Here is a 16,510-nt window from a genome sequence, read left to right as displayed (position 1 = left end):
TTCATATCTGGCCCCCCCTTCGCGGGTGCCGGATAATGCCTAACCTTAAGTGACACCCGCCCGTTGCTGCCGGCAGAACCATGACCGAACTTGCGCTTACGCTGATCAGTGCCGCCCTGCTCAACAACTTCGTGTTGCACTGGCCGCTGGGCGTCGATCCGTTGCTGGCGGGCAGTCGGCGCCAGCTGCATGCGCTAGGGCTGGCGACGTTCTGCCTGATGCTGAGCGTCGGCGTCATCGGTTACGGGATCTGGCACTGGCTGCTCGTGCCGCTGCAACTGCAGGCCCTGCACCTGTTCGTGTGCTTGCCGCTCAGCGTGCTGCTGATCGCACCGCTGCTGAAACTGTTGGCGCGTGCGCTGCCCGACTGGCCGTTCGACGGACTCTGGCCGTTGTTGCTGGGCAATGCCGGCGTGCTCGGGCTGGCCTTGCTCAATGCGCAACAGGATCGCGGCCTGCTGCCGGCAACGGCGCTGAGCCTTGGCGCCGGGTTGGGTTTCTGGCTGGTGCTGAGTCTGTTCAGCGACTTGCGTGAACGCACCGCCGACAACGACATTCCCCTGCCCTTCCGCGGCCTGCCGATCGACCTGATCGGCGCCGGATTGATCGCAGTGATTTTTCTCGGATTCAGTGGACTGATTAAAACATGAGTCTGATTCAACTCATTGATGCCCTCCTGCCGCAGACCCAGTGCGGCAAATGCGGCCACCCCGGCTGCAAGCCCTATGCGCAAGGCATCGTCGAGGGCGAACCGATCAACAAGTGTCCACCGGGCGGCGACGAAACCATCGCGGCGCTGGCCGAACTGCTGAAGGTGCCGGTGCTGGAGCTGGACGTCAGCCGTGGTTCGGCACCGCCCCAAGTGGCGTTCATCCGCGAAGCCGAGTGCATCGGCTGCACCAAGTGCATTCAGGCCTGCCCGATCGACGCCATCGTCGGCGCCGCGAAACTGATGCACACCGTGCTGATCGACGAATGCACCGGTTGCGACCTGTGCGTGGCGCCGTGCCCGGTGGATTGCATCGAAATGCATCCGCTGCCGCCAGGCACGCTGCCGGTGGTGGGCGGCCTGGCCCTCAACCTGGAAGAACAACGCGCACGCGCGGCCAAACGCGATCATGCGCGCCAGCGTTTCGAACGACGCAACGCCCGCCTGCAACGCGAAGAACAACAAAAACAGGCTGAGCGCGAGGCCCGTGCGCAACGGACGACGCAACCGGCGGTGGCTACCCTCGATCCGGTGCAGGCGGCTCTGGAACGGGTGCGAGCGCAGAAAGCCGCGACCGCCGACGCTGCGCTGAAAAAAGCCAAGATCGACGTCGCCATGAGCCGCGCGCAATTGCACAAATCGCTGAAAGCCTTCGGCCATCCACCGACGTTCGAGCAGCAGTCACAACTGATCGTGTTGCAACAGCAGTTCGAAGCCGCCGAGCAGGCGCTGGCGAAACTCGAAAGCAACGCTCCCGGCGCTCCAACAGCGGTGGCCCCGGCCCCGGCGAAAGACGCAGACCTGAAACGGGCGAAAATCCAGTTGGCCATGCACCGCGCCGAACTGAAAAAGGCCCAGACTGCCGAAGCGCCGCCGGAGCGACTCGCCACGCTGGAACAGGCCTTGCGTGACGCCGAGCAGGCGCTTCACGCTGCCGAAGCCGCCAGCGAGCAACCGCTGCCTGACCTCGTGCGCGTGGAAAAACGTCCGATCGACAGCCAGTTACGCCAGTTGAAAACCGAACTGGCCTACGCCCGCGCCGACCTGAGCAAGCTCGAACGCCGCGCCGACACGCCCAGCGACGCCCTCGACAAGGCCCGCGCCCGTCTGCAGGACGCCGAGCGTCAGGTACACGATCATGTCGCCCCGTGAAGCACCGGATGATCGCCTGCAACAGGCGATGAAGCTGGTGCTGCTCGCCACGCTGCCGGGGCTGCTGGCATTGTTCTGGCTGTACGGCTGGGGCGTGCTGATCAATCTGCTGCTGGCGGTAGCCACCGCATTGCTGGTCGAGGCAAGCGTCAGCCGCCTGCGCCGACAACCGCTGCACCCGACGCTGAGCGACGGTAGCGCATGGGTCAGCGCGACGTTGCTGGCGCTGGCCCTGCCGCCTTATTGCCCGTGGTGGTTGACGGTGACGGCGATTGCTGGCGGCTTGCTGTTCGGCAAGCACCTGTACGGTGGCATCGGCAAGAATCCGTTCAATCCGGCCATGCTCGGCTTTGCGCTGGCGATGGTGCTGTTCCCGCAGCCGATGACCCACTGGCCCGCGCACGGGATGAATCTGCTGGCAACGTTTGAACAGGTCTTCAACACGGGTCAGGCGCCGGACGCCTGGGTTCAGGCCACCGCGCTGGACAGTCTGCGTATCAACAAAAGCCTGACCATGGATGAGCTATTCGCCGCCAACCCGGCGTTCGGCCATTTCGGCGGGCGCGGCGTGGAGTGGGTCAATCTGGCGTTTCTCGCCGGCGGGCTGCTGCTGTTGCAACGTCGGGTGATCGGCTGGCAAGCACCGGTCGGCATGCTGGTCAGCCTGTTTGTCATCAGCCTGCTGTGCTGGAACGGTTCGGGCTCCGACTCCCACGGCTCGCCGCTGTTTCATCTGCTGAGCGGCGCGACCATGCTCGGTGCATTTTTCATCATCACCGAACCGGTGTCCGGGCCAAAAAGTCCGCTGGCCCGGCTGTTGTTCGGCGTCGGTGTCGGGCTGCTGACCTACCTGATCCGCACTTGGGGCGGCTACCCGGATGGCGTCGCGTTTGCGGTGTTGCTGATGAATCTCTGTGTGCCGGCGCTGGAGCGTTTTGCCGCCACTCGCCAGGCGCAGGTGCATTAATGAACCGCGCGGCCTCTGTCATCACACTGGTGCTGATCGCCAGTGTTGGTCTCGGCCTGACTTATGAGGTGCAACGCAGCAGTGCACCACAGATTGCCATCGAACAACGTCTGCTCGACAGTCGCAAACTGTTGGATCTGCTCGCCGCGGATGCCTACGACAATCAGCCTCTGGAACAGCCACTGGCGTTGGCGGATAAGACGTTAAGCCACAGCACGCTGTTGACGGGTTACCGGGCAAGCAAAGCCGGGCAGCCGGTGGCGGTGCTGTTGCGCACGCAAACCGAGGGCTATGCCGGCGCCATCGAATTGCTCATCGCGATTGATGCCAATGGCAGACTGCTGGGTGTTAAAACCCTGCGGCAACATGAAACGCCGGCGTTGGGCGGGCATGTCGGCGACTGGCCGAACACCTGGCTGGCTGGGTTTTCCGGGAAATCACGCAGCGCCCCCGATGACACAGGCTGGGCCTTGAAAAAGGATCAGGGGCAGTTCGATCAACTGGCGGGCGCGACTATCACCTCCCGCGCCACCGTCCATGCCATCCATGACGCCCTGCGCTACTTTGATGAACACCGGGCAACCTTGCTGGGGGGCGCACCATGAACCGGCCGACGAATCTGAGCAACGCCTTGCTGCTGGCGCTGCTGCTGGGTACCAGCGCCACACTGGCCGGCGCGCTGGGCATGTTGTTGCTGTCGAGCGTTGTCACGACGGCTTACGCGGTGTGCATTGCTCCATTGCGCGCTCGACTGTCTGACAGCGGCCTGTTGCTGGCCAGCCTGCTGCTGGCCGCCACCCTGACCAGTTGCGCCAATATCCTTGGGCAGCGCTGGGCGTTGCAGTGGCACCAGGCACTCGGGTTCTATAGCGGGCTGATCGCCTTGCAATGCGTGGTGCTGGAATACAATGGTTTCTTTCGTCAGGCGCGCACCGAACGCCTGAAGTTTTTTGGCCTCTCGAGCGGGCTGCTACTGACGCTGGCGGTACTGCGTGAGCTGCTCGGTCAGGGCCATCTCGGTCGTGGTCTCTCAGAACGCTGGCAAGGCCTGGTCCTGTTCAACGAAGGGCTGCACCTGTTCACCCTGGTTCCCGGCGCTTTCATATTACTGGGGCTGCTGTTGGCTGCCCGCCAGGCTTTGACTCGCTGGAACGCTCTCTCCAAGGAAACACATCACCCATGAATGCCGCAAAACGCCTTGAGATTTTTCGTCGACTGCATGAAGACAATCCCGAGCCGAAAACCGAACTGGCCTACTCCTCGCCCTTCGAATTGCTGATTGCGGTGATTCTGTCGGCGCAGTCGACGGACGTTGGCGTGAACAAGGCCACGGCCAGGCTCTTCCCCGTTGCCAATACCCCGGCAGCGATCCACGCCCTGGGTGTCGAAGGGCTGTCCGAATACATCAAGACCATCGGCCTCTACAACAGCAAAGCCAAGAACGTGATCGAGACCTGCCGCATGCTGGTCGAACTGCACAATGGTGAAGTCCCGCAAACCCGTGAAGAACTGGAAGCCCTGCCCGGCGTGGGCCGCAAGACCGCCAACGTGGTGCTCAATACCGCTTTTCGACAATTGACCATGGCGGTCGACACGCACATTTTTCGTGTCAGCAATCGCACCGGCATCGCTCCGGGGAAAAATGTGGTTGAGGTGGAAAAGAAGCTGATGAAGTTTGTACCCAAAGACTACCTGCTGGATTCTCACCACTGGCTGATTTTGCACGGTCGCTACGTGTGTCTCGCCCGCAAGCCGCGCTGTGGCAGTTGCCGGATCGAAGATCTGTGCGAGTACAAACACAAAACCTCGGACGATTGAGTGGCTATTGGTTTTACTGATTCACCGATTGAAAAAATCTTTTTTACCCACAGCAGGAATGTCGATATAAGGAGCGCCAAAGGCAGTCTTAGCCTGGAGTTAACCTTATGACTGACAGTAAAGAACAACTGGATGTAGATGACGAATTTACTGCTGCGGAAACCGACGACACCGAACCGGTGGTCGAGGTCGCCAAAACCAATCTGAGCAAACGCCGCACTATCGACAACCTGCTTGAGGAGCGCCGACTGCAAAAGCAATTGGCTGATTACGATTTTGATCTCTGACATTTGAGAGCCTCCCGATACGGAGGCTTTTCATTTTCTGCGACTCGCTGAATTTGATCGGCCCATGATCACGTCAGTGACGCCACTCAGACAAGTCCGTTACGCTGCGCCAACTCGATCAGATCGACCAGTGAGCGGGCATTGAGCTTGAGCAACAGGCGGGTCTTGTAAGTGCTCACCGTCTTGTTGCTTAAAAACATGCCATCGGCAATTTCCTTGTTGGTCTTTCCCCGCGCCAACTGTTGCAAGACCATCATTTCCCGACCGGACAGGCGATCCACCATATCGGCTTCACTGGCGTTGCCCAGACTGGTACGCACGGTGTGCAGCGCCTGATTGGGGAAATAACTGTAGCCCGACAACACTGCCTTGATTGCACTGAGCAACTCGGTGAGGTCCTGCTGTTTACACACATAACCCGCCGCCCCCGATTGCATGCAGCGCATTGAAAAGTGTCCGGGTGCCTGTGACGTCAATACGAGAACCTTGACAGGCATGGCCGTTGAAGTCAGGCGCGCGATAACTTCCAGGCCATCAAGTTTCGGAATACCAATATCCAGAATGACAATATCCGGCATCTGGTCGCGAGCAAGTTGCAATGCATCCACACCGTTATCAGTTTCCGCGATGACTTCATAGCCATGACGTTCCATCAGCATACGTACCGCAAGACGAATGACGGGGTGATCATCCACGATCAGCACTTTATTCATGGGCAAGTCCAGTTTCGCTGTTCGAATTTTTTGAACACGCACAATATCCCAGCCACTTGTCCCGTGGCATGCCAAGTTTCACACGCACTTGCATCCAGAGACATTCCCTACAGCCAATGAGGATAAATCCCACAAAAATCCTTTCCTCATCTAAAAATCCGACGCCTCAACGGACACTCTCGGCTTGAATCTGTAACGGCGTGCGCTGTTTGCCAGCCAGCGCTGCGCTGGCAACGCGAGCGTCTGTCGTGGCAGGCATCACACGCCGTATCGCAGCATATAGAAATAAAAAGTTATGGCGACCGCCACTTAAAACAGCCGCACATCGTCAATAACTTACAAACATTCAGAGCGCGGGTATTTATACTTCGGAAAATAATTTTGTTATAACCAAGAGCAAGCCCTTGCAACAAAAAAGCCGCCAACAACTCACAAAACAATGAAAGCCTACAACCACAAGAGCACGATCATGTTAAAAATCAAGAGCAGAATTACCAACCCGATGACGGTCATCGCTATATTCGCAGCCATTTCGGAAACATCGGCCGCCGTGTCCCTGCCATTTCTTGGCAATGAAGATCGTGAGTTTTACGTGTGGTTTCTCGTCATATTCCCGTTCTACTTGTTATTTCTTTTCTTTCTGACTTTAAACTTCAACCACCGCTCACTGTATTCCCCATCCGACTTCAATAAAGATGAAAGCTTTTTAAAAGCCATAGAAAACAGCGAGCGCAACTCCAGACGAAATCCATCTTCGCGAGAACTGCGTGCCCAAGGTATTTCAGGGTTTTCAAGTTGCATACTGTCCGGTCCCCCTCAAACCAGCCCATGCAAGGACAAGTGCAGGGCCCACAACGTGGCCGATCCGCCGTCAGGTGACAGCGTATCCTCGGGACCTGTTGTTCAGCACATCATTCAGTTGACCACGGCCCTGCGCAGCCTGCACATGATCGACATACGGAATCTCGACACGACGAAAGAAATCACGGCGATTCTGGAAAAAATCCACCACACCGACAAAAAAACCGACCGGGTCATCGTCCTTATCAGCAATCATGTGTCGGATGTTTTCCTGACACAAAACGCGTTACTGCCGATCAAACCGGCGAAGAAGGACACGGGCGCGACGCCCTATATTGTTTACAACGTGTGCTCACAAGCGATCACGCTGTTGGGACGGGTTTGAAGGATGGAGCACGTCCACCGCGACAGTGCGCCAGAGATCGCCCGATACGCGCAAGACACAGCATTCAATAAAAAAGGCGGGCCTGTCTTAACGACAAGCCCGCCTTTTCATTGCACAGCGTTCTGAAAGAATCAGAACAACTTGCGACCCTTGTTGGCCGCAATGCGCATGCGCAGCGCGTTGAGCTTGATGAAGCCCGCCGCGTCGGCCTGGTTGTAAGCACCGCCGTCTTCTTCGAAGGTCGCGATGTTGGCATCGAACAGCGAATCGTCGGACTTGCGGCCAGTCACGATGACGTTGCCCTTGTACAGCTTCAGACGAACCACACCGTTCACGTTGACCTGCGAAGCGTCGATCATCTGTTGCAGCATCAGACGCTCAGGGCTCCACCAGTAGCCGGTGTAGATCAGGCTGGCGTATTTCGGCATCAGCTCGTCTTTGAGGTGAGCGACTTCGCGGTCCAGGGTGATCGACTCGATGGCGCGGTGAGCGCGCAGCATGATGGTGCCGCCCGGGGTTTCGTAGCAACCACGGGACTTCATGCCGACATAACGGTTCTCGACGATGTCGAGACGACCGATACCGTGAGCGCCACCGATCTTGTTCAGCGTTGCCAATACGGTGGCCGGGGTCATTTCGACGCCGTCCAGCGCAACGATGTCGCCGTTACGGTAGGTCAGTTCCAGGTATTGCGGGGTGTCGGGAGCCTTCTCCGGGGAGACGGTCCAGCGCCACATGTCTTCTTCGTGCTCGGTCCAGGTGTCTTCCAGCACGCCGCCTTCATAGGAGATGTGCAACAGGTTGGCATCCATCGAGTACGGGGATTTTTTCTTGCCGTGACGCTCGATCGGGATCGCATGCTTCTCGGCGTAGTCCATCAGTTTCTCGCGGGACAACAGGTCCCACTCACGCCAAGGAGCAATCACTTTCACGCCTGGCTTGAGTGCGTAGGCACCCAGTTCGAAACGCACCTGGTCGTTGCCCTTGCCGGTAGCGCCATGGGAAATGGCGTCGGCGCCGGTTTCGTTGGCGATTTCGATCAGACGTTTGGCGATCAGCGGGCGTGCGATGGAAGTACCCAGCAGGTACTCGCCTTCGTAAACGGTATTGGCGCGGAACATCGGGAACACGAAATCACGCACGAACTCTTCGCGCAGATCGTCGATGTAGATTTCTTTGACGCCCATGGCCTGAGCCTTGGCGCGGGCCGGCTCGACCTCTTCGCCTTGACCGAGATCAGCGGTGAAGGTCACCACTTCACAGTTATAAGTATCCTGCAGCCACTTGAGGATCACCGAAGTGTCCAGGCCGCCGGAATACGCCAGAACGACCTTGTTTACGTCCGCCATGCCATCACTCCACGGGGTTCTACGGAAAGCCGAGGAGTCTACCGCTCAAACGCGATAATTTACAGAGGCGCGACAGCTTAAGACGACAAAGCGACAGATTCTGTCGAGAGCGCGACGATGACCGGCGGGTCAGGAAGTTGCTGCAGTGCTGGCTGGCGTGCTGGCCTGGGGCGCCGGTACGGAGGGCGTTGCCACCCGGGCCAGTTTCACCGCTACCCGACGATTCTTCGCCCGGTTGGCCGCATTGGTGTTGGGCACCAGCGGGTATTGCTCACCGTGGAACCGCACAGTGATCTGCGATTCGGCGATGCCGTTGGCCTTGAAGAAATCGACCACCGCCAATGCGCGACGACGCGACAACTCGCGATTGGTCAGGCGGTTGCCGCTGTTGTCCGAATGGCCATCGAGCTCGATGTGATTGACCGTCGGATCAGCCTTCATGTACTCCAGCATCACTTGCAGCTTGGCCTTGGCAGCAGCGTCCAGATCCGTGCCTTCGCCGGGGAAGCCGATCTGCGACTGCTTGATCTGATCGAAATTCTGCGGCAGCAACTTCGCCACACAGGTCTGGTAGTCGTTGAACGCCTTGCTGAACTTGACGGGCAGCAGGCGTACTTCAGACACCCGGCCATCGCCGGACGCACGGCGCACCACCGGGCTGCGACCGTCGAGCAAACCGTTGATCAGCCCGCCGGCCTGAGACTGCGAACTGTTGAACAGCACGTTGCCAGTTCCGATCCGGACGCTGCCCAGATAGATGTCGTTACGCCCCGGCTGCCACGGCGCGGCCGCCGCGAGCAAGGTCGCCGAACCACCGCCGAGCATGGCGTTGTAGGCATTCAGACGAAAAATCGCCTGCTCGCCGGCCTTGCGCACGAACTGGCCCGAGCCGAAATCGGTGATCGGCTGGGTCAGACGGCACTCGAACTTGTCACCCTCGACCGTCCACTCAATGTTCTCCAGACGCGTCTGGTAGGTGAGCGCCATCGCGGGGAGGCTGGCAAACACACTGAGCAAGGCTAAATATCGCTGGCGCACGGGAGGCTCCATTGGCTTCTGTAACACAAAGACCGATTCACACTATGTTTACGGCATACCTTCGGGATATCGGAAGGTTCCGGCAAAACTTGATAGCGAGTGCCTGCAAGAGTCTTTTCCGGTAGCATTCCCCTCAGTTTGACCCGCCTGGAATTCCCTCATGTCCGACCGCCTGACCCTGCTGCGTCCCGACGACTGGCACATTCATCTTCGCGATGGTGCCGTGTTGACCAATACCGTTGCCGATGTTGCGCGCACCTTTGGCCGCGCAATCATCATGCCCAACCTGGTACCACCGGTGCGCAACGCCGCTGAAGCCGACGGCTATCGCCAGCGGATTCTCGCCGCCCGCCCGGCCGGCAGTCGCTTCGAACCGCTGATGGTGCTGTACCTCACCGACCGCACCCAGCCCGAAGAAATTCGTGAAGCCAAGGCCAGCGGTTTCGTGCATGCCGCCAAACTGTACCCGGCCGGCGCCACCACCAACTCCGATTCCGGCGTAACCAGCATCGACAAGATCTTCCCAGTGCTGGAAGCGATGGCTGAAGTCGGCATGCCGTTGCTGATCCACGGTGAAGTCACGCGTGGCGATGTCGACGTCTTCGACCGCGAAAAGATTTTCATTGATGAGCACATGCGCCGTGTGGTCGAGCGTTTCCCGACGCTCAAAGTGGTGTTCGAACACATCACCACCGGCGACGCCGTGCAGTTCGTCAACGAGGCTTCGGCCAACGTCGGCGCGACCATCACCGCGCATCACCTGCTGTACAACCGCAACCACATGCTGGTAGGCGGAATTCGGCCGCACTTCTATTGCCTGCCGATCCTCAAGCGCAATACGCACCAGGAAGCCCTGCTCGACGCCGCCACCAGCGGCAGCGCAAAGTTCTTCCTCGGCACCGACTCGGCGCCGCACGCCCAGCACGCCAAGGAAGCCGCCTGCGGCTGCGCTGGCTGCTACACCGCGTACGCCGCCATCGAGTTGTATGCTGAAGCCTTCGAACAGCGCAATGCGCTGGACAAGCTCGAAGCCTTTGCCAGCCTCAACGGCCCGCGCTTCTATGGCCTGCCGGCGAACACCGACCGCATCACCCTGGTTCGCGAAGAATGGACCGCCCCGACCAGCCTGCCGTTTGGCGAGCTGAACGTTATCCCGCTGCGCGCCGGTGAAAAACTGCGCTGGCGCCTGCTGGAGGAACACGCGTGAGTGAAGACCATTTCGACGATGAACTGGACGGTCAAGGTGGCGGCGGTTCCCGTCACCCGATGGCAGCACGCTTTCGCGGTTACCTGCCGGTTGTCGTCGACGTAGAAACCGGTGGCTTCAACTCGGCCACCGATGCGTTGCTGGAGATTGCCGCGACCACCATCGCCATGGATGAAAAGGGTTTCGTTTATCCGGATCACACCTACTTCTTCCGTGTCGAGCCATTCGAAGGCGCCAACATCGAAGCGGCGGCGCTGGAGTTCACCGGGATCAAGCTCGATCACCCGTTGCGCATGGCCGTCAGCGAAGAAACTGCGTTGACCGACATCTTCCGTGGCATTCGCAAGGCATTGAAGGCCAATGGCTGCAAGCGGGCGATCCTGGTCGGCCACAACAGCAGCTTCGACCTTGGCTTCCTGAATGCGGCCGTTGCGCGCCTGGACATGAAGCGCAACCCGTTTCATCCGTTCTCCAGTTTCGACACGGCAACACTGGCCGGTCTGGCTTACGGTCAGACCGTATTGGCCAAGGCCTGTCAGGCGGCCGATATCGACTTCGACGGTCGTGAAGCGCACTCGGCGCGTTACGACACCGAGAAAACCGCTGAACTGTTCTGCGGGATCGTCAACCGCTGGAAACAGATGGGCGGCTGGGAAGACTTCGACGACTGATCCTCGTCGGGCAAATCCCGCACATAAAAAAACCGGCCACGCAGGCCGGTTTTTTTGTACCTCGACGTTGTGCCTTACAGGGCAGCAGCGTTCTCGGTCAGGTAAGCCGCAACGCCTTCTGGCGAAGCGTTCATGCCTTTGTCGCCTTTCTTCCAGTTGGCAGGGCAGACTTCGCCGTGCTCTTCGTGGAATTGCAGAGCGTCAACCAGACGGATCAGCTCTTCCATGTTACGGCCCAGCGGCAGGTCGTTGACGATCTGCGAGCGGACAACGCCCTTGTCGTCGATCAGGAACGCGCCACGGAAAGCCACGCCGCCTTCGGATTCAACGTCGTAGGCTTTAGCGATGTCGTGCTTCATGTCGGCAGCCATGGTGTATTTCACCTGGCCGATGCCGCCATTGTTGACCGGGGTGTTACGCCAGGCGTTGTGGGTGAAGTGCGAGTCGATCGACACGGCGATCACTTCAACGTTGCGTGCCTTGAAGTCAGCCATGCGGTTGTCCAGAGCGATCAGCTCGGACGGGCAGACGAAGGTGAAGTCCAGTGGGTAGAAGAACACCAGGCCGTATTTGCCTTTGATGGCCGAGGACAGGGTGAAGCTGTCAACGATCTCGCCATTGCCGAGTACGGCCGGGACGGTAAAGTCAGGGGCTTGTTTGCCTACGAGTACGCTCATTGATATCTCCTGGTGTAAAGACTTGAAGTTCAGGGTCCGGGCCAGCCTGCCACCCTCAGGCGACAGCCCTGTGACACGAACCCCCTTCGCAAGGGCCGACCATCATACACTGCGTTTTTGGCCTGTCCTCAACGGTTTTTAGCGAAAGCGGATAGTGGCGCTGCATTTCCGGGGCCAGGCAAATCGCCATTAATCACCGTTCGTCAGTCATCCGCATTTCCAGTGAAAACCATTCAGAAAGCACTTTGACAATCATTCTCGTTAACATTAAGATCCATCGCAATTGAGTCACAACCAGCGACGGTTCTCACTTATGTATGTTTGCCTCTGCACTGGCGTCACCGACGGACAGATCCGCGATGCGATCTATGAAGGTTGCTGCAGCTACAAAGAAGTCCGCCAGGCCACTGGCGTCGCCAGCCAATGCGGCAAATGTGCGTGCCTTGCCAAGGAAGTCGTTCGCGAAACCCTGACCAAGCTGCAAACAGCCCAGGCTGCGATCCCCTACCCTGTTGAATTTACCGCGGCATAATTACTCCCCTATTTCGAAAAACCGGACATATGTCCGGTTTTTTTATGCCTGTAAATCAATCGGTTAGGCGCTAGACGCGGAACACAAACATTCTTATTCAGATTTAATTTCATTTATTATTCAATAACTTAGGTTTGACACTTATAAATACCAAGCTCAAACTCCGCCTTATATACAGCTATTACAGGGCAGGACTCCCATCATGAAAGGCGACATTACAGTCATCCAGCATCTCAACAAGATCCTTGCCAATGAACTGGTCGCGATCAATCAGTACTTCCTGCATGCGCGCATGTATGAAGATTGGGGCCTGAACAAGCTGGGCAAACACGAGTACCACGAGTCCATCGACGAGATGAAACACGCGGACAAGCTGATCAAGCGCATTCTGTTCCTGGAAGGCCTGCCGAACGTGCAGGACCTGGGCAAGCTGCATATCGGCGAGCACACCAAGGAAATGCTGGAATGCGATCTGCGTATCGAAAAGACCGGCCACGCCGATCTGAAAGCCGCCATCGCGCATTGCGAAACCGTGGGCGACTTCGGCAGCCGTGAACTGCTCGAGGACATTCTTGAGTCCGAGGAAGAACATATCGACTGGCTGGAAACCCAACTGGGCCTGATTGATAAAGTCGGTCTTGAGAACTATCTGCAATCGCAGATGGGCGAAGAGTAAATCAGCGTCCGCTGAACTCGCGACACTAAAAAGCCCCGCCCTCTTTCGAGGCGCGGGGCTTTTTTTTGCCTGATGCGATGCAGGCATCACCACGAATCACATGTAGGAGTGAGCCTGCTCGCGATGGCGGTGTGTCAGCCGATACTTCAATAACTGACAGAACGCTATCGCGAGCAGGCTCACTCCTACACAAAAGCGAATCAGGCTTCGGACTTGTTCGCAGCGGCTGCTTCAACAGCTGCCTTGATGGTGCTTTGCAGCGAACCGTCTGCAGCCATCTCGGTCATGATGTCGCTACCGCCGACCAGTTCACCGCCGACCCACAGTTGCGGGAAAGTCGGCCAGTTGGCGTACTTCGGCAGATTGGCGCGGATTTCCGGGTTCTGCAGGATGTCCACGTACGCAAACTTTTCGCCACACGCCATCACAGCCTGCGCAGCTTTTGCGGAGAAGCCGCACTGCGGGGCATTCGGCGAGCCTTTCATGTAAAGCAGAATGGTGTTGTTGGCAATCTGCTCTTTAATCGTTTCGATGATATCCATGGAGCACCTCGGCTGAACTTTCCGACTCATGGGTCGGCACGGTGGCGCATTGTAACGGAATCCCGAGCGCCATGCTCGGTCTCCCCGACAGACATGCTCAGGCTGCTGCCACCGTCACCGGCACACCATTGAGCGCCGCATTGCCCGACAGCTCATCCAGTTGGCACTCATCGGTCAGGTCGTTGGCACTCGACCCCGGCTGACCGCTGGCAATCGTCATCTGCACGCCCGGACGCGCATGGCCCCAGCCATGCGGCAGGCTCACCACGCCCTTCATCATGTCGAGGCTGCCGAGCACTTCGACCTCGATCTGCCCGACCCGCGAACTGACACGTACTCGCTGCCCATCACTGAGCCCGCGACTGGCCAGATCCTCCGGGTGCATCAGCAACTGATGACGCGGCTTGCCCTTCACCAGCCGATGGTAGTTGTGCATCCACGAATTGTTGCTGCGCACATGCCGACGGCCAATCATCAGCAACTCATCAGCGGCCGGTGCTCGCAACGCAGCGAAGCGCACGAGGTCGGCGAGGATCTCCGGCGGAGCAGCCTGCACCCGCTGATTCGGCGTTTTCAGGCGCGATGCCAGATTCGGTTTCAACGCGCCCAGATCAATGCCATGCGGATGATCGAACAGCGTCGCCAACGAGAGTTTTTGCTCGGACGCATCACCGTACAGGCCCATGCGCAAGCCCATGTCGATCATCTTCGCCGGCGGCATCGTTGGTTTGAGCTCCTTGCCGGTCTTCTCGGCAAAGGCCTTGGCCAGGCCGACAAATATTTCCCAGTCATGCAGTGCGCCCTCGGGCTTGGCGAGAATCGCCCGATTGAAGCGGGTCACGTTGCGCACCGCGAACAGATTGAACGTGGTGTCGTAGTGATCGTTCTCCAGCGCCGAGGTCGACGGCAGGATCAGGTCGGCGTAACGCGTGGTTTCGTTGATGTACAGGTCGATACTGACCATGAACTCCAGGCCGTCGAGTGCCTGTTCCAGTTGTCGGCCGTTGGGCGTCGACAGCACCGGATTGCCCGCCACGGTGATCAATGCGCGAATTTGCCCGTCGCCTTCGGTGAGCATCTCTTCGGCCAGCGCCGACACCGGCAATTCGCCGCCGTATTCCGGGCGCCCGGACACACGACTTTGCCATTTGTTGAAATGCCCACCCGAAGTCGAAGCCACCAGATCCACTGCCGGTTCGGTGCACAACGCGCCGCCAACACGATCGAGATTGCCGGTGACCAGATTGATCAATTGCACCACCCAGTGACACAAGGTGCCAAAGGCCTGGGTCGAGACGCCCATCCGCCCGTAGCACACCGCACTCGGTGCAGCGGCAAAGTCGCGGGCCAGTTGCCGGATCTGATCGGCAGGCACCGCGCACAACGGGCTCATGGCCTCAGCCGTGAAGGTCGCCACTGCCGCGCGCACGTCGTCCAGCCCGTCAACCGGCAAATGGCTGTCGCGAGTCAGGCCTTCGCTGAACAGCGTGTTGAGCACCCCGAACAACAACGCCGCATCGCCCCCCGGGCGCACGAACAAATGCTGATCCGCGATCGCCGCCGTCTCGCTGCGCCGTGGATCGACCACCACCACCTTGCCGCCACGCGCCTGAATCGCTTTCAGGCGCTTCTCGACATCCGGCACGGTCATGATGCTGCCGTTGGACGCCAGCGGATTGCCGCCCAGGATCAGCATGAAATCGGTGTGGTCGATGTCCGGAATCGGCAGCAACAAGCCGTGGCCGTACATCAGGTAACTGCTCAGGTGATGGGGCAACTGATCGACCGACGTCGCGGAGAAGCGATTGCGCGTCTTCAGCAGGCCGAGAAAGTAATTGCTGTGGGTCATCAGCCCATAGTTGTGCACGCTCGGGTTGCCCTGATAGACCGCCACGGCGTTTTGCCCGTGACGCGCCTGAATCGCCGCCAGGCGCTCGGCCACCAGCGCAAAAGCCTCGTCCCACTCGATCGGCAGCCATTCGCTGCCGACCCGGCGCATCGGCTGGCGCAAACGGTCGGGGTCATTCTGAATATCTTGCAGGGCCACAGCCTTGGGGCAGATATGGCCGCGGCTGAACGTGTCGAGGGCATCGCCCTTGATCGAGGTGATCGCGACGCTGCCATCGGTTTCGGTGGTTTCGATGGTCAGGCCGCAAATGGCTTCGCACAGGTGGCAGGCACGGTGATGGAGAGTCTTGGTCATGGCCAGTCTCTGTCTTGTTCTGGGCGGGCAACAGGCCTGCGGGAACAAAACTATGGCCCGTGCGCAGCCCCCGCGCCAGCGACGTTCGTCTTGTGAATTGACGCTTATCAGGGGCGCCGATAGCCCGCCGCGTCAGTTCGACGGCAATTGGGGCGGTGCTGCGAGCTGGATTTCCTGAATGGTTTCGATCTGCTCGTGGGCGACGTGCACGCCAGTGAGTTCGCCGATCAGGCGCCAGTGTTCATCGAGCCCGGCGCTGATGGTCGCCATGCGATCAATCATGTGGCGCCCCGCAGACTTGACCACTTCGTCTTCGCTGCGCAGCAGTTCGAAGGACATTGAAGTGACAGAGGCGGTGAGATGGGTCAGTGAGCGAGCCGTGTGGCCCAGCAATTCCATTAACAGTTGTTCTTTCGATTCCATGCGGAGGCTTCCTGCGTCGCTCGAAACTTATTTATAACCCAGCACTTTGCTTTAGCAAATGTTTCAGCCCGATCATCCGACCAAGCGGATCCGCAACCACCCGGTCCCGAACCGACCCGAACGGCACTCTCCCCGCCACGGCGCATTGCCAAGCCCCGCGAGGTCAGTGTACAAAGTGGCTCGCTGCAGTACTGAACCCGGCTTCAAATGCGCGACCGCCCACGGCGGCCCGCTCTCCGAATCCCGCAAAAACCGTAGCCTATTGGCATAACGCGACATTTAGTGTCAATATCGCGCCTTCCCCTATTTCGTCGCCCCCGTGCGGCTTACGCCGCAGGTCTCGCCCGTTGTTCCGTTAAA

19 protein-coding genes are annotated in these 16,510 nt (G+C 59.0%); 12 read left to right on the top strand and 7 right to left on the bottom strand.

Going from position 1 to position 16,510, the window contains the following annotated elements; all coding sequences use genetic code 11:
* Positions 1-80: 80 nt before the first annotated feature.
* From K5Y35_RS13700 to K5Y35_RS13670, 7 genes are all read left to right on the top strand, one after another.
* Complete coding sequence (locus K5Y35_RS13700) at positions 81-650, top strand: Rnf-Nqr domain containing protein (RefSeq protein WP_222834402.1); 570 nt, start codon at positions 81-83, stop codon at positions 648-650.
* The gene (gene rsxB, locus K5Y35_RS13695) at positions 647-1,861 is read left to right on the top strand and encodes an electron transport complex subunit RsxB (RefSeq protein ID WP_222834401.1); all 1,215 of its coding nucleotides are present in this window, start codon (positions 647-649) and stop codon (positions 1,859-1,861) included. Before K5Y35_RS13700 ends, rsxB begins: the two co-directional genes overlap by 4 nt.
* A complete protein-coding gene (locus K5Y35_RS13690) occupies positions 1,848-2,828 on the top strand; it encodes an RnfABCDGE type electron transport complex subunit D (protein ID WP_123466250.1) in 981 nt (326 codons plus the stop codon). The genes rsxB and K5Y35_RS13690 overlap by 14 nt, the downstream gene beginning before the upstream one ends.
* Entirely contained in the window at positions 2,828-3,433 is a 606-nt protein-coding gene (locus K5Y35_RS13685) for an RnfABCDGE type electron transport complex subunit G (RefSeq protein ID WP_222834400.1), read from the top strand. Before K5Y35_RS13690 ends, K5Y35_RS13685 begins: the two co-directional genes overlap by 1 nt.
* The gene (locus K5Y35_RS13680; protein WP_222834399.1) at positions 3,430-4,011 is read left to right on the top strand and encodes an Rnf-Nqr domain containing protein; all 582 of its coding nucleotides are present in this window, start codon (positions 3,430-3,432) and stop codon (positions 4,009-4,011) included. The genes K5Y35_RS13685 and K5Y35_RS13680 overlap by 4 nt, the downstream gene beginning before the upstream one ends.
* Entirely contained in the window at positions 4,008-4,646 is a 639-nt protein-coding gene (gene nth / locus K5Y35_RS13675; RefSeq protein ID WP_123466244.1) for an endonuclease III, read from the top strand. Before K5Y35_RS13680 ends, nth begins: the two co-directional genes overlap by 4 nt.
* 107 nt (positions 4,647-4,753) lie before the next feature.
* Positions 4,754-4,933, top strand: coding sequence for a PA3496 family putative envelope integrity protein (locus K5Y35_RS13670; protein ID WP_123466242.1), 180 nt, complete (start codon positions 4,754-4,756; stop codon positions 4,931-4,933).
* Between the two features lie 86 nt (positions 4,934-5,019).
* Here K5Y35_RS13670 and K5Y35_RS13665 read toward each other — a convergent pair whose 3' ends face one another.
* Positions 5,020-5,646, bottom strand: coding sequence for a response regulator transcription factor (locus tag K5Y35_RS13665; RefSeq protein ID WP_123466240.1), 627 nt, complete (start codon positions 5,644-5,646; stop codon positions 5,020-5,022).
* Between the two features lie 469 nt (positions 5,647-6,115).
* On the opposite strand from K5Y35_RS13665, the gene K5Y35_RS13660 reads away from it, so the two are divergent.
* Entirely contained in the window at positions 6,116-6,832 is a 717-nt protein-coding gene (locus tag K5Y35_RS13660) for a hypothetical protein (RefSeq protein ID WP_186746733.1), read from the top strand.
* Positions 6,833-6,963: 131 nt separating this feature from the next.
* Here the strand turns inward: K5Y35_RS13660 and K5Y35_RS13655 are convergent, their stop codons facing one another.
* Together K5Y35_RS13655 and K5Y35_RS13650 are read right to left on the bottom strand one after the other, a co-directional pair.
* The gene (locus K5Y35_RS13655) at positions 6,964-8,181 is read right to left on the bottom strand and encodes an argininosuccinate synthase (RefSeq protein ID WP_027612065.1); all 1,218 of its coding nucleotides are present in this window, start codon (positions 8,179-8,181) and stop codon (positions 6,964-6,966) included.
* Positions 8,182-8,310: 129 nt separating this feature from the next.
* The gene (locus K5Y35_RS13650) at positions 8,311-9,219 is read right to left on the bottom strand and encodes a flagellar protein MotY (protein ID WP_123466236.1); all 909 of its coding nucleotides are present in this window, start codon (positions 9,217-9,219) and stop codon (positions 8,311-8,313) included.
* Positions 9,220-9,379: 160 nt separating this feature from the next.
* Between K5Y35_RS13650 and pyrC the strand changes: the two genes are divergently transcribed.
* Positions 9,380-10,426 carry a dihydroorotase gene (gene pyrC / locus K5Y35_RS13645; protein ID WP_123466234.1) on the top strand — a complete coding sequence of 349 codons (1,047 nt, stop codon included), beginning with the start codon at positions 9,380-9,382 and terminating at the stop codon, positions 10,424-10,426.
* Complete coding sequence (rnt, locus tag K5Y35_RS13640) at positions 10,423-11,097, top strand: ribonuclease T (protein WP_095136951.1); 675 nt, start codon at positions 10,423-10,425, stop codon at positions 11,095-11,097. The genes pyrC and rnt overlap by 4 nt, the downstream gene beginning before the upstream one ends.
* A 74-nt stretch (positions 11,098-11,171) precedes the next feature.
* On the opposite strand, the gene K5Y35_RS13635 is transcribed toward rnt, so the two are convergent.
* The gene (locus K5Y35_RS13635) at positions 11,172-11,774 is read right to left on the bottom strand and encodes a peroxiredoxin (RefSeq protein WP_007953195.1); all 603 of its coding nucleotides are present in this window, start codon (positions 11,772-11,774) and stop codon (positions 11,172-11,174) included.
* A 313-nt stretch (positions 11,775-12,087) separates the two neighbouring features.
* Here K5Y35_RS13635 and K5Y35_RS13630 point away from each other — a divergent pair, with 313 nt between their 5' ends.
* Together K5Y35_RS13630 and bfr are read left to right on the top strand one after the other, a co-directional pair.
* Positions 12,088-12,306, top strand: a complete 219-nt coding sequence (locus K5Y35_RS13630) for a bacterioferritin-associated ferredoxin (protein ID WP_093430580.1) — start codon at positions 12,088-12,090, stop codon at positions 12,304-12,306.
* Between the two features lie 202 nt (positions 12,307-12,508).
* On the top strand, positions 12,509-12,982 hold the full coding sequence (gene bfr, locus K5Y35_RS13625) for a bacterioferritin (protein ID WP_123466230.1): 474 nt from the start codon (positions 12,509-12,511) through the stop codon (positions 12,980-12,982).
* Between the two features lie 200 nt (positions 12,983-13,182).
* Here the strand turns inward: bfr and grxD are convergent, their stop codons facing one another.
* From grxD to K5Y35_RS13610, 3 genes are all read right to left on the bottom strand, one after another.
* The gene (gene grxD / locus K5Y35_RS13620) at positions 13,183-13,524 is read right to left on the bottom strand and encodes a Grx4 family monothiol glutaredoxin (RefSeq protein WP_016773402.1); all 342 of its coding nucleotides are present in this window, start codon (positions 13,522-13,524) and stop codon (positions 13,183-13,185) included.
* A gap of 97 nt (positions 13,525-13,621) precedes the next feature.
* Positions 13,622-15,727 (bottom strand): molybdopterin oxidoreductase family protein, encoded by a 2,106-nt coding sequence (locus tag K5Y35_RS13615; protein WP_222834398.1) that lies wholly within the window; start codon positions 15,725-15,727, stop codon positions 13,622-13,624.
* 132 nt (positions 15,728-15,859) lie between these two features.
* Positions 15,860-16,150, bottom strand: coding sequence for a hypothetical protein (locus K5Y35_RS13610; protein WP_042607370.1), 291 nt, complete (start codon positions 16,148-16,150; stop codon positions 15,860-15,862).
* Positions 16,151-16,510: the final 360 nt, after the last annotated feature.

Origin of the sequence: Pseudomonas sp. SC3(2021) (genome assembly GCF_019856535.1) — a bacterium.
GTDB lineage: Bacteria > Pseudomonadota > Gammaproteobacteria > Pseudomonadales > Pseudomonadaceae > Aquipseudomonas > Aquipseudomonas monsensis.
The sequence above is the reverse complement of the archived record's forward strand: the minus strand, read 5'-3'. Positions and strand labels throughout refer to the sequence as shown.